This window comes from Affinirhizobium capsici (genome assembly GCF_977018625.1).
Window position 1 is genome coordinate 2,563,235 of record NZ_CDRNXD010000004.1, and the last position, 13,273, is coordinate 2,576,507.

General features: G+C 59.4%; 11 protein-coding genes. 3 read left to right on the plus strand and 8 right to left on the minus strand.

The annotated features are described in order from the left end of the window. Positions 1-195: 195 nt before the first annotated feature. From infB to rimP, 4 genes are all read right to left on the minus strand, one after another. Entirely contained in the window at positions 196-3,027 is a 2,832-nt protein-coding gene (gene infB, locus AC0JZ1_RS15710) for a translation initiation factor IF-2 (protein ID WP_471883259.1), read from the minus strand. 100 nt (positions 3,028-3,127) lie between these two features. Then, the gene (locus AC0JZ1_RS15715; RefSeq protein WP_471883260.1) at positions 3,128-3,814 is read right to left on the minus strand and encodes an RNA-binding protein; all 687 of its coding nucleotides are present in this window, start codon (positions 3,812-3,814) and stop codon (positions 3,128-3,130) included. Then, the gene (gene nusA / locus AC0JZ1_RS15720) at positions 3,811-5,430 is read right to left on the minus strand and encodes a transcription termination factor NusA (protein ID WP_471883261.1); all 1,620 of its coding nucleotides are present in this window, start codon (positions 5,428-5,430) and stop codon (positions 3,811-3,813) included. Before nusA ends, AC0JZ1_RS15715 begins: the two co-directional genes overlap by 4 nt. A gap of 72 nt (positions 5,431-5,502) precedes the next feature. Next, entirely contained in the window at positions 5,503-6,090 is a 588-nt protein-coding gene (rimP, locus tag AC0JZ1_RS15725) for a ribosome maturation factor RimP (RefSeq protein WP_471883262.1), read from the minus strand. Positions 6,091-6,337: 247 nt separating this feature from the next. Between rimP and AC0JZ1_RS15730 the strand changes: the two genes are divergently transcribed. Continuing rightward, positions 6,338-7,978, plus strand: coding sequence for an MFS transporter (locus AC0JZ1_RS15730; RefSeq protein WP_471883263.1), 1,641 nt, complete (start codon positions 6,338-6,340; stop codon positions 7,976-7,978). 23 nt (positions 7,979-8,001) lie between these two features. Next, on the plus strand, positions 8,002-8,460 hold the full coding sequence (locus AC0JZ1_RS15735; protein WP_471883264.1) for a GNAT family N-acetyltransferase: 459 nt from the start codon (positions 8,002-8,004) through the stop codon (positions 8,458-8,460). Here the strand turns inward: AC0JZ1_RS15735 and AC0JZ1_RS15740 are convergent, their stop codons facing one another. Both AC0JZ1_RS15740 and recR read right to left on the minus strand, forming a co-directional pair. Further along, positions 8,461-9,663, minus strand: coding sequence for a lytic murein transglycosylase (locus AC0JZ1_RS15740; RefSeq protein WP_471883480.1), 1,203 nt, complete (start codon positions 9,661-9,663; stop codon positions 8,461-8,463). A 60-nt stretch (positions 9,664-9,723) separates the two neighbouring features. Continuing rightward, complete coding sequence (recR, locus tag AC0JZ1_RS15745) at positions 9,724-10,329, minus strand: recombination mediator RecR (RefSeq protein ID WP_471883265.1); 606 nt, start codon at positions 10,327-10,329, stop codon at positions 9,724-9,726. A 57-nt stretch (positions 10,330-10,386) separates the two neighbouring features. Between recR and AC0JZ1_RS15750 the strand changes: the two genes are divergently transcribed. Next, on the plus strand, positions 10,387-11,007 hold the full coding sequence (locus AC0JZ1_RS15750; protein WP_471883266.1) for an MOSC domain-containing protein: 621 nt from the start codon (positions 10,387-10,389) through the stop codon (positions 11,005-11,007). Between the two features lie 36 nt (positions 11,008-11,043). On the opposite strand, the gene AC0JZ1_RS15755 is transcribed toward AC0JZ1_RS15750, so the two are convergent. Continuing rightward, positions 11,044-11,367 carry a YbaB/EbfC family nucleoid-associated protein gene (locus AC0JZ1_RS15755; protein ID WP_471883267.1) on the minus strand — a complete coding sequence of 108 codons (324 nt, stop codon included), beginning with the start codon at positions 11,365-11,367 and terminating at the stop codon, positions 11,044-11,046. 25 nt (positions 11,368-11,392) lie between these two features. Beyond that, positions 11,393-13,267, minus strand: coding sequence for a DNA polymerase III subunit gamma/tau (locus AC0JZ1_RS15760; protein ID WP_471883268.1), 1,875 nt, complete (start codon positions 13,265-13,267; stop codon positions 11,393-11,395). Between the last annotated feature and the right edge of the window lie 6 nt (positions 13,268-13,273).

A 13,273-nucleotide genomic window follows, 5' to 3' on the forward strand; every position in this document is an offset into this window, starting at 1 on the left:
CCGTTTCACGGCATTGCAACTGAATGAATCGCGACGCCCGCCCCGACCTTCTGGTCAACAAATCCTATATTTCGAGTCGATGAGCTGGTTTGGGCTCTCAAGCCGTTTTCTCGCAATGCACGCCAGATTTTGGATCGCCAAACGCAAAACGCCGGGTCTGGGACCCGGCGTTGAGTTTGTTGTTCTGAGCGCAGCTTAGAGCGTGCGGGTAATGTGTTCCACACGGAAGCACTCGATGGTGTCCCCGGCGCGGATATCTTCGTAGTTTTCGAAGGCCATACCGCATTCCTGACCCACCGGCACTTCGGACACTTCGTCCTTGAAGCGCTTGAGCGTCTTGAGCTTGCCTTCGTGAATGACGACGTTGTCGCGAACCAGACGTACGCCTGCACCACGCTCCACCTTGCCTTCAACAACACGGCAACCGGCAACCTTGCCCACCTTCGTGATGTTGAACACTTCGAGGATTTCGGCATTGCCGAGGAAGGTTTCGCGACGCTCTGGCGACAGAAGGCCGGACATGGCTGCCTTAACGTCATCCACCAGATCGTAGATGATGTTGTAGTAGCGGATTTCGATGCCTTCCCGTTCAGCAAGTGAACGAGCCTGGGAGTTGGCACGAACGTTGAAGCCGATGATCGCCGCATTGGAGGCTTCCGCCAGCGAGATATCGGATTCCGTCACACCGCCAACGCCAGAGTGGACGATACGGGCACGAACCTCGTCGGTGCCAAGCTTGTCCAGAGCACCGGCAATCGCTTCGATAGAGCCTTGCACGTCGCCCTTGATGACCAGCGGGAACTCCTTGAGACCGGAGGTCTGCAACTGGCTCATCATCTGCTCAAGCGAGCCGCGTGAACCGGACTGACGTGCAGCCGCCTTGTCGCGGGCCAGACGCTGGCGATATTCGGAGATTTCGCGAGCACGGCTTTCGTTCTCAACCACAGCGAACTTGTCGCCAGCAGCCGGAGTACCGGAAAGACCAAGCACCTCGACAGGCATAGCCGGACCGGCTTCCTTGACGTGCTCACCCTTGTCGTTGACGAGGGCGCGAACGCGGCCCCACTGGTCGCCAGCCACGATGATCTGGCCAGGCTTCAGGGTGCCCTTCTGGATCAGCACGGTTGCGACAGCGCCGCGACCACGATCAAGCTCGGCTTCGATGACCGTGCCTTCCGCCGTACGGTTTGGATTGGCCTTGAGGTCAAGGATTTCCGACTGCAGGAGGATGGCTTCGAGAAGCTTGTCCAGATTGGTGCGGTTCTTGGCCGAAACTTCGACGTCCAGAACTTCACCGCCCATGGATTCCACGAAAACTTCGTGCTGCAGTAGCTGCGTGCGCACCTTCTGCGGGTCAGCCGTTGGCTTGTCCACCTTGTTGATTGCAACAATGATCGGAACATTGGCAGCCTTGGCGTGATTGATGGACTCAATCGTCTGCGGCATCACGCTGTCGTCAGCCGCAACCACCAGGATCGCGATATCCGTTGCCTGTGCACCGCGAGCACGCATGGCCGTAAAGGCGGCGTGACCGGGGGTATCGATGAAGGTGATCTTCTGACCGTTCTGCTCGACCTGATAGGCACCGATGTGCTGCGTGATACCGCCGGCTTCGCCAGCAACCACGTTTGCACTGCGGATGGCGTCGAGAAGCGAGGTCTTGCCGTGGTCGACGTGACCCATGATGGTCACGACCGGAGGACGCGATACCAGTTCGCCATCTTCGTCCTTCACGTCGAAGATACCTTCTTCAACGTCGGATTCGGAAACGCGCTTCACGGTGTGGCCGAATTCGGTCGCGATGAGTTCTGCAAGGTCGGCGTCGATGACGTCGCCTGGCTTCATCATCTGGCCTTCCTTCATCAGGTACTTGATAACGTCCACAGCGCGTTCAGACATACGCTGCGACAGTTCCTGAATGGTAATGGTTTCCGGCAGGATGACCTCGCGCATGACCTTTTCACGGGTCTCCTGCATCTGGCTACGGCGGAACTTCTCCTGGCGGCGACGCATGGAAGCAAGCGAGCGGCCACGCGGGTTGCCATCGTCATCCACATTGGCCGTGGTAACAGTCAGCTTGCCACGACGGCGATCGTCTTCCTTCGGGCGGGCCGGAACCTTGGCTGGTGCCGGTGCCACAACCTTGCCACGACTTGGACCGCCGCGTGCTGGGCCGCGATCGTCATCATCATCGCCAGCAGCCTTGCGGTTGCGAACCGGAACGCCCGGCTGTGGAAGCGGTGCAGCGGCAGCGGCTGCCGGTGACGGACGACCAGACTGAGGGCGGCCTTCTGTGTTGCGCGGCGCGCGCTCAGGAGCAGCGGACTGCTGCGGGCGCTCTGCGGGGGCGGCAGCGGCCGGTGCATTGGCCTGCGCAATAGCATCGGCTTCGGCTTTCGCCTTGGCTTCTGCGGCAAGACGCTCTTCTTCGGCACGCTGTTCAATAGCGCGACGCTCATCCTCGATCTTACGGCGTGCTTCATCTTCAGCGCGCTGCTTGGCCTCAATGACGTCGCGAGCCTGGGCTTCCGCCAGAGCGCGGCGGCGAGCATCCATCTCATTGGCAGACAGATCGTGCAGAACGGTGCCACGTGGGCGGTCATTGCCGCGCTGCCCCGAAGACTGCGGACGCTGGCCCTGCTGCGGGCGGTTGTTGTTGTTCTGCTGGTGATTGTTGCGCTGCTGGTGCTGGGGAGCAGCCGGACGCTGTTGCTGCACGGGCTGCTGCGGAGCGGCAGGTGCTGCCGGACGAACAACGGCGGGCTGCGGCGCTGCGGCAACCGGCTGCTGTTCTACAGGGCGCGCCACAGGCTGTGGCGCAGGCGCTGGCGTTGCCACCACCGGCGTAATCGGCTTTTCATCTTCCGGGCGGATGGGGCGGCGCTTGCGGGTTTCAACCACGACCGCCTTGCTGCGACCGCGACCGATATCTTGGCGCACGGTACCCTGGCTCATCCCTGACGGCTTCAGGGTGAGGGTCTTTTTTCCCGTTACGCTGAGTGTCTTGTCGTCTTTACTGTCGGTCATCCGTTCCTGTTCCTTCCGACAGGAACAGATGGAAACCATCAGGGCCTGTCGTTCAATACACGTCTTCCAATGCGGCAGCCGGCAAATGCCGGTGACCGCGTCATGTGTCTGACCGGCCAGCGCCACCATCTGCTCCGGAAGGACCGCCATGGCGGTACGTTTCGAGCATGGTTGCGCGCTTCACTACACCCTCACCCGCCTGTCCGGCAAGCGCCGCGGCGTGGATAAAAGCATTCTGGCCCATCAAGTCTTCCATTTCGGCCGTGGTGAACAACCGGAAGGAGGAAATTTCCTCCTCTGCGTCCGTCCCCAGCCGCCAGGCCTTGCGGGCCTGGTCAATCTTTCGCACCCCGTCCGGGGCGGCGTCCGTTGCATGGAACACGGCAAGCGCCTCGCCGGTTCGCACTGCATTGTCCACCTTCATGGCCCCTGTGATGAACTGGCCTGCCTTGCGCGCCAAATTCATCATGCCTGCCACGTCTTTCACCAGGAGCTGCTCCACAAGGGCACTCAGCTCCGGTCCTGCCTTTACATCCTTCTTCAGGGCACGGGCGAAAAGCTTGCGCTTGGCGGCTTGATCCACCAGCGCCCGCTCTGCCTTCACCCAGCAGCCCCGGCCAGGAAGCTGTCGCTTCAGGTCGGGAACCACCTGCCCATCGGGACCCGCCACGAAGCGGATCAATTCCTGCGGATCGAAGGTTTGGCGGCTCACGATGCAAGTGCGATCGTTCACCACCAGGTCCTCGTCATGGTCGTCAGTGCCTTTGGCATCTGCCGCGGCCATCATTGTTCGGCAGCGGCATCCGCCTCCTCGTCAGAACCCTCTTCAGCCTCGGCCTGTTCTTTTGCCAAGTCTTCTTCGGTGATCCAGCCAGCCAGAAGGCGAGCCTGGACGATCATGTTCTCGGCTTCGACGCGCGAAACATCGAACTTCGAGAAGATGCCTTCGAACTTCTTCGTCTCGCCATCCTTGCGCTCGGACCAGCCGATCAGATCGTCTGCGGCGCAACCTGCGAAATCTTCCACCGTCTTGATGCCGTCTTCACCGAGAGCCACGAGCATCTTGGAGGTCAGGCCGTCGATCTGGCGAAGTTCGTCCTCAACGCCCAGTTCACGGCGCTTGGCATCCATTTCCGCTTCGATGCGGTCGAGATACTCACGAGCGCGTGTCTGGATTTCGTTGGCGGTGTCTTCGTCGAAACCGTCGATAGAGGCGATTTCATCCAGCTCGACATAGGCCACTTCTTCCACCTGGCCGAAGCCTTCGGAAGCCAGAACCTGACCGACCATTTCGTCCACGTCGAGCGCGTCCATGAACAGGTTCGTGCGCTCGTTGAATTCCTTCTGACGACGCTCGGATTCTTCCTGCTCCGTCATGATGTCGATATCCCAGCCGGTCAGCTGCGACGCCAGACGAACGTTCTGGCCGCGACGGCCGATGGCCAGCGACAACTGCTCATCCGGCACCACCACTTCTATGCGCTCCGCATCTTCGTCCAGAACCACCTTGGCCACTTCAGCGGGCTGAAGGGCGTTGACGATGAACGAAGCCGGTTCGGCAGACCACGGAATGATATCGATCTTTTCGCCCTGCAATTCGCCGACAACTGCCTGAACGCGCGAACCGCGCATACCCACGCATGCGCCGACCGGATCGATCGAGCTATCGTTGGAAATAACAGCGATCTTGGCACGTGAACCCGGATCACGGGCAACGGATTTGATCTGGATGATGCCGTCGTAGATTTCCGGCACTTCCATGGTGAAGAGCTTCACCATGAACTGCGGATGGGTACGCGACAGGAAAATCTGCGGGCCGCGCTGTTCGCGTCGCACATCGTAGACGAAGGCGCGAACGCGGTCACCATAGCGCATGTTTTCGCGCGGAATCATCTCGTCACGACGGATAATGCCTTCGCCACGGCCCAGATCAACGATCACATTGCCGTACTCCACGCGCTTGACCGTACCATTGACGATTTCGCCAACACGATCCTTGAATTCGTCGAACTGGCGGTCACGCTCAGCTTCGCGAACCTTTTGCACGATAACCTGCTTGGCAGACTGTGCGGCGATACGGCCGAAATCCATCGGCGGCAGCGGGTCGGCAATGTAGTCACCAATCTTGGCATCGACATTGCGGTCACGCGCCAACAGCAGCGGGATCTGCGTGTTGTAATCTTCGGCATGCTCCACGACTTCCAGAAGACGCTGAAGGCGGATTTCGCCGGTCTTGGAATTGATGTCGGCGCGGATGTTGCTTTCCGTGCCGTAGCGCGAACGCGCGGCCTTCTGGATAGCATCGGCCATGGCGGCCAGCACGATTTCGCGGTCGATGACCTTTTCGCGCGCCACTGCATCTGCGATCTGCAGAAGTTCAAGCCGGTTCGCACTCACTGCCATTGTCGTCGGTCTCCGTCGATCGATTTCTCTTTGCATTCGCCCTTCAAGAGCAAGGACTTGAAAACTTGGTCTTTATTCTTCGTCAGCGTCGTTCTGGTTTGCCGCTTCTGCCTTGGCCAACTTGTCGGCGCGCAGCGCGTCACGAATGAGGTCGTCCGTCAAAATCAGCTTTGCTTCCGCAAGCGCTGAATAGGGAACGACAACGCGAGGCTCCTCACCATAGGCGATCTGGTCCCGCTCCAGCGTGAAACCTTCTTCGTTCGTCTCGGCAATCTTGCCGCGAAAACGCTTGCGCCCGTCCAGAAGAACGGATGTCTCGCATTTCACCAAATGCCCGGCCCAGCGCACAAAATCGGATTTGCGCACCATGGGACGGTCGATTCCCGGCGAAGACACTTCCAGATGATACGCCTTATCGACGGGATCTTCCACATCCAGAACCGGCGAAATTGCCGTGGAAACCGCTTCGCAGTCCTCCACGGTCATCGTGCCATCATTGCGTTCGCACATGATCTGGAGGGTCAACCCGTTCTGATTCAGAAGCCGGACGCGGACGAGACGGTAATCCATCTCTTCGAGAGTGGGCTCAATGATTTCAGCGATCCTAAGATCGAGGCCGGTCTCGATGATGAGACGCGGTTCCTTCGGGTTATCCTGCATATGGTCTTCCGGTGCTCTTCGCACAAGGGCGAGGGATTACGGGGCGAAAACTTCGCTTTGGTCCGACCGCCTAACAAAAAAGAGCGGGTCCTGTCGGGCCCACTCTTCATCTGACGATCAAGAATTTGAACACATAACCCCATAGCCCCACAATTGCAAGGCTTGAGCCGGAGGGGGACAAAACGTGGCAGATTCGAGCTTGTTCACACGGGTCATAGGTCTAAGTTAGGAGGAAATCAGAGACTGCATGAGGTTCACCTTGCCCGAGCGCACTTCATCCTTTGCGCCCTTCCGCCACCAGACCTTCCGTGAAATCTGGCTTGCCAGCATCGTCTCCAATTTTGGCGGCTTGATCCAGGCAGTTGGTGCGGCATGGATGATGACGGCGATCTCCAGTTCGGAGAATATGGTGGCGCTGGTGCAGGCTTCGACTGCCTTGCCGATCATGCTGTTTTCGCTGGTCGCCGGTGCGCTGGCAGATAATTACAATCGCCGCACGATCCTGATCTCGGCGCAGCTTTTCATGCTGGCCATCTCCATTTTGCTGGCAGTGTTTGCCTGGGCGGGACTGCTCACGCCCTGGCTACTTCTGGGCTTTACCTTCCTCATCGGCTGCGGAACGGCCATGAACAATCCGTCCTGGCAGGCCTCGGTAGGCGATATCGTGCCGCGCGCCCTTTTGCCCAGCGCAGTCACGCTCAACAGTGTCGGGTTCAATATCACCCGCAGCGTCGGGCCTGCCATCGGCGGCATCATCGTCGCTTCGCTCGGCGCCGCGGCGGCCTTTGCCGTCAATGCCATGAGCTATATTGCGCTCATATTCGCGCTATCGCGCTGGAAGCTGGCCGAGCCAGAAAACCAGCTTCCGCGCGAAACGCTGGGCCGCGCCTTGTCCGCAGGCTTCGGCTATGTGGCCATGTCGCCCAAGCTTTTGAACGTGCTGTTCCGCTCGTTCCTGTTTGGCATTTCCGCCAGCGCCATTCTCGCTCTCTTGCCTCTTGTGGCGCGTGATCTGGTGGTGGGCGGCCCACTGACCTATGGTCTGATGCTCGGGGCCTTCGGAGTTGGCGCTATCGGTGGGGCATTGTTGAATGCCCGTATTCGCGAAGCGCTGTCGACGGAAATCATCGTGCGCATTGCTTTCACAGGCTTTGCCGTCAGCGCTGTCACCGCAGCGCTTTCCTCTTCCATTCTTCTCACCTGCGCCGTGCTGCTCATTCCGGGCGCGTGCTGGGTGCTGGCGCTTTCGCTGTTTAACACGACGGTGCAGCTTTCCACCCCGCGTTGGGTGGTGGGCAGAGCACTCTCCTTTTACCAGACGGCCACCTTCGGCGGTATTGCCGTGGGAAGCTGGCTTTGGGGAAGTCTGGCGGAAGAGCACGGGGTCGCCACGTCGTTGATGATATCCAGCCTCGCCATGGTTTTCGGCGCTGTCGTAGGCTGGAAGCTATGGCTCCCCTCCATGGAGGCGCTCAACCTTGATCCCGCCAATACCTTCCGCGAGCCATCCCTTCGCCTTGATCTCAAAGCGCGAAGCGGCCCAATCGTTGTGCTGGTGGATTATACGATCAGGGAAGAAAACGTGGCCGATTTCCTCACCCTCATGCAGGAGCGTCGCCGCATCCGCATCCGCGATGGTGCCCGGCAATGGGCGCTCATGCGCGATCTCGAAAACCCCGACATCTGGACCGAGACCTATCACACGGCCACTTGGGCGGATTATGTCCGGCACAATCAGCGCCGCACGCAGGCAGATGCCGAGGTATGGCGCCAAATCCGCGCCCTGCACGCCGGGCCAGATGGCCCTCGCGTCCACCGCATGATCGAGCGTCAGGCAATCCCTCCACGCGACGATATCTTCCACAAAGCTGCGCTCGATTTGCACTAGATCTATAGCCAGGAGCAACCGCCATGATTGTGTTCCGCCGCGCCGAAGAAGACGACCTGCCCGCCATCATTGCCATGCTGGCCGATGATGCTCTGGGTCGCACCCGCGAAGTTGTGTCCGATCCGGTGGATCGGCGTTACGTGGAAGCCTTCGAGGCGATTTCGGATGATAAAAACCAGTATCTTGCCGTTGCCGCGACTGAAGGCCGTGAAGTGGTCGGCTGTTTGCAAATCAGCTTCCTGCCCGGCCTTTCCCGTCTTGGGCTCTGGCGCGGGCAGATCGAGAGCGTTCGCATCGCCTCAAGCCATCGCGGCCAAGGTTTGGGGCGCGAGATGATCCTCTGGGCGATAGAGCAGTGCCGGGCGCATGGCTGCGGCGCCGTGCAGCTTACCTCGGATAACCGGCGCGTGGACGCGCACCGTTTCTATGAGAGCCTCGGTTTCGAGAAAAGCCATACAGGCTTCAAGCTTTCTCTCAGCTGATTACCGAAGCTTGCTTTTCAGGCTTTCGTCCGGGAAGCACGTTGGAGAAAGCCCGTTCTTTGCCTGCCAATCGCCGATGCTACGGCGTGTCTTGAAGCCTGCCAGGCCATCAGCCTTTCCGATATCATAGCCCTTGCCTTGCAGGTTCTTCTGCATGGCCAGCACATCGGAACGCAGCATCTTGCCAACCGCGCCCCAATTGCCTTGGAAAGCGCCTGCGCCATGGGCAATGCGGTCTGACAGATTGCCGATGAACAGCGCGTACAAATCGGAATTATTATATTCCTTCAGCACGTAGAAGTTCGGTGTCACGATGAATTCCGGACCATGGCGACCGGCTGGCACCAGCATCATCCCATCCACCTTGGCCTCTTGCGCGGGAAATGGTTTGCCCGAGACGCGGTTGATGCCAAGCGATGTCCAGCTGGCAATGGGTTTTGCAAGGTCCGGCCCTTCCTGCGCGCAAGATACCTTGGCCGGAATGGTCACTTCAAAACCCCAATCCCGGTCTCGCTGCCAGCCCTTCAGAACCAGATAATGTGCTATGGATGCCAAGGTATCCGGCACCGAATCCCAAATGTCTGCCCGCCCGTCGCCATCAAAATCCACGGCATACTTCGCATAGCTCGAGGGCATGAACTGAGGCTGCCCGAGTGCGCCAGCCCAGGAGCCGCGCATTCGCTCCGGCGTAATGTCGCCATGCTGGATAATGCGCAGCGCGTCGATCAATTCCTTGCGGAACATCTCCTTGCGAGTGGACATGAAGGCCTTGGTGGCCAGAACATCGAGTGCTTCATAGGGCAGCTTGGCCCGCCCATAGCCGGATTCGCGTCCCCAGATGGCGAGGACGATGGAGCCCGGCACGCCATAAGTCTTTTCCACCTTTCGCAGGGTCGCCGCATGGGTGGCTGCCAGGGAGCGTCCCGTCGCCGCCAGACCCTGCAATCTACTCTCGGAAAAATAGGCGCCGGGGGAAGAAAATTCTGCCTGTGTCTGGTCCTGCTCCTTTGGCGGCGTCGTGCCGGGCGGTACGAGGTCCGGTAGATCCCATTTCAGGGCGACGCTTTTGAGTGCGCTCTCGGCGGTCTGTGTCGACACCCCTGCCCGCCGCGCCTCTGGAATGATTTCCTTGGTCAACCAGCTTTTAAACTGGCCCTCCACCTCGGATTTTGAGGGAGCAGCCAATGATGTTGAACCGGCCATCAGGCAGGTAAACAGAATGGCACCGGCAACAATCCGACGTCTCAGCATTACGTTCTCCTGCTAAATAGCGGTTCTAGCGCGCAGCGCCGCCGTCAGAGTGCCTTCGTCCAGATAGTCCAACTCACCCCCCACCGGCACTCCGTGCGCAAGGCGCGTAATTTTGACCGGCAGGTCCGACAGGCGATCGGTGATGAAGTGGGCTGTTGCCTGCCCTTCCACAGTCGCATTGACCGCCAGAATAATTTCGCGGATACCGCCTTCGCTCACCCGGTCGATCAGGCTCTTGATGTTGAGATCGTCCGGTCCGACGCCATCGAGAGGCGAAAGCGTACCACCCAGCACATGGTAGGCCGCGTTCATCGCGGCAGCCCGCTCCAGCGCCCAAAGGTCGGAGACATCCTCGACCACGATGATGACGGCCTGGTCACGCCGATCGTCCGTGCAGACCGTGCAGGGATCGGTGGTATCGACATTGCCGCAGCGGGAGCACACTTTCACCTTGTCGTAAGCCTCACCCAATGCAAGGCTCAAAGGACCCATCAACTGCTCGCGCTTCTTGATGAGGTGAAGCGCAGCGCGGCGGGCTGAACGGGGGCCAAGCCCCGGCACCTTGGCGAGCAGCTGAATGAGTTTTTCGATTTCGGGACCAGTAACGCGTTTTGCCATGCAGCGCTTTTAGTCGATAACCGTTGATAACGGAATGTGAACTTTGAGGCCTTCCTGATGAAAGTAACCGCTATCTGCCTTGGTAAGCCTGAGCGTCTGCCCGGAAAAAGCTACAAGACAGGCATCAACAAACAGCCCGTGACCTATCCGGTGCATGTGGATGAAAACGGTTTGCTGGGTGATTCGATCTGCAATGGTAAATATCATGGCGGCAGCGAACAGGCGGTTTACATTGAAGGGGCAGAGACTCTCGCATGGTGGGCGAGTGAGCTTCAGCGCGACCTTACACCGGGCCTATTCGGTGAGAACCTTGTTGTGGAAGGGTTGGAAAACGGCAATGTCTGTGCCGGTGACCGTTTCGTCTTTAGCGGTGGCGTCGTTCTTGAGGCGACCTCGCCACGTGTGCCGTGCAGCACCTTTACCGCGCATATGAGTGATCCGAAAATGGCCAAGCGCTACATGGCCGCTGCCCGTCCCGGCATCTATTGCCGTGTGATCGCTGGAGGAACCATCTCGTCAGGAGAAGACATCCGGTTCGAACCCTTTGTAGGCGAACGCGTACGGATTGCGGATCTGATGGTCTTTCAGCCGAAACGAATGGCACCGGAACAGAGAGAACGATATCTGCGCGCACCGCTCCACAGAGATATGCTGGCGCAACTGAAACAGCTGGTATGAAAAAGGCCGCGGGTGGCGGCCTCATCCATATTCAACCTAGAACGGCAGCTTCATGCCGGGTGGCAGCGGCAGGCCGGCGGTGACCTCCGCCATTTTGGCCTGGGCCTGAGCTTCGCTCTTGTCCTTGGCATCCTTGTGGGCGGCAACGATCAGGTCTTCGAGGATTTCGACCTCATCTTCCTTGAACAGTGACGGGTCAATCTTCAGGCTGCGCAGTTCGCCCTTGCCGTTCAAAACGACTGTCACAAGTCCACCACCTGCCTTGCCTTCCACTTCAAGGGCAGCGATATCCGCCTGCACCTTCTCCATCTTGGCCTGCATTTCCTTGACCTTGCCCATCATTCCCATGATGTCGCGCATTGCACCGCTCCTTATCGTATCGCTGTCAAATTTCCAGATCGTCACCCGGCAGGATGTCGCCTTCCTCGGTCTCGATCACGGCGGGAGGCTGAATGTCCTCAACCTCTTCCTCTGCCGTGACCTGAATGCGCACATCGATGATCTTTGCGCCGGGAAACTGGGCCAGAATGGCAGCAACATCCGGATCGGCCTTCGCGTCGGTCTTGTGCTGCTCACGAACCTGCTCTTCCGCTTCCGCAAGCGTGGGCTGCCCGCGCTCGTTTGAAAGCGTGACCCACCAGGTAATCCCCGTCCAGTCTTTCAGCTTGGCTGCCAGATCGCTGGCTATGGATTTCGGCGCATCCGGCTCAAGACGGATTTCGAGCCGGCCGGGTTCAATCTTGACCAGATGAACAGATTGGCGAACACGCGCCTTCAAAACCGGCTCACGGTTCTTCGTGCAAAGATCCGATATATCGGCGAGCGAACGAATGTTGACTTGCGGTGTTGCAGCACTTTCCGGCTGCGGCTTTGCTTCGGTTTTCCCAACGACAGAAGGCGATGCCTGCGCGGAAGGAACAGCCTGAAGCCGTGCCATAGGCTGGCCGCTCGGCATGGGGGATCCCACCGTCTCAACCGCTCTTGCGGTCGCAGCGCCGCCACCGTTGAAGCTGGCGCGTGCGCCACCACCGTTGCCTGAAGAAGGCATGGGGCTGCCTGCATTACCGCTGCCATTGGCCAGCATTTCGGAAACGCGACGCGCTGCATCTTCCGGCGAAGGAAGATGCGCGGCATGGGCCAGCCGGATCAGAACCATTTCGGCAGCACCGGCAGGGCGCGACGAATTCTCCGCCTCGGGAATGCCCTTCAGCAGCATCTGCCACATGCGCGACAGCGTCGTCACGGCCACGGAAGTTGAAAATTCCGCGCCGCGATTGCGCTCCACTTCGCTGAGTGACGGGTCGTCCGCCGCATCAGGTATGTATTTGATGCGGGTCACCAGATGGGTGAAATCGGCAAGATCGGTCAGAACGACAACCGGGTTTGCCCCTGCCTCATATTGGGCGGTAAACTCGTTCAGCGCCGCCGTCACATCACCTTTGACGATGTGGTCGAAGAGATCGACAATTCGCGCCCGATCCGCAAGGCCCAGCATGCTGCGAACGGTTTCCACCTCCACCCGGCCGCCACCGTGGGCAATGGCCTGATCCAAAAGCGAGAGACCGTCGCGGGCAGACCCTTCCGCCGCGCGCGCCACCATGGAGAGCGCCTCAGGATCGAAGCTGACCTCTTCCTTGCCAAGAATATTGGAAAACAGCCCCACCAGATCCGCAGCGCTGATGCGGCGCAAATCAAAGCGCTGGCAGCGCGAAAGCACCGTGATCGGGACCTTGCGGATTTCGGTGGTTGCGAAGATGAATTTCACATGCTCCGGCGGCTCTTCCAGCGTCTTCAACAATCCGTTGAAGGCCTGGGTGGAGAGCATGTGCACTTCGTCGATGATGTAGACCTTGTAGCGTGCCGAAACCGGGCGGTAACGCACCTGCTCGATGATCTCGCGAATATCGTCGATACCCGTATGGGAGGCGGCGTCCATCTCGATCACGTCGACATGGCGGCCTTCCATGATGGCCTGGCAATGTTCTCCGGGAACCCGCAGATCAATGGTGGGACGGTCGATTTCCGGGGTCTTGTAGTTGAGCGCACGGGCCAAAATGCGGGCGGTGGTGGTTTTGCCAACACCGCGAACACCCGTCAGCATATAGGCTTGCGCAATACGCCCGGTCTCGAAGGCGTTCGTCAGCGTACGCACCATCGGCTCCTGGCCGACCATAAGGTCGGAGAAGTCCTTCGGGCGATATTTGCGCGCCAGAACGCGGTAGCCGGTTTGTCCTGAAGTCGTCGGCCCGGTGTCGCTCATAAAGTG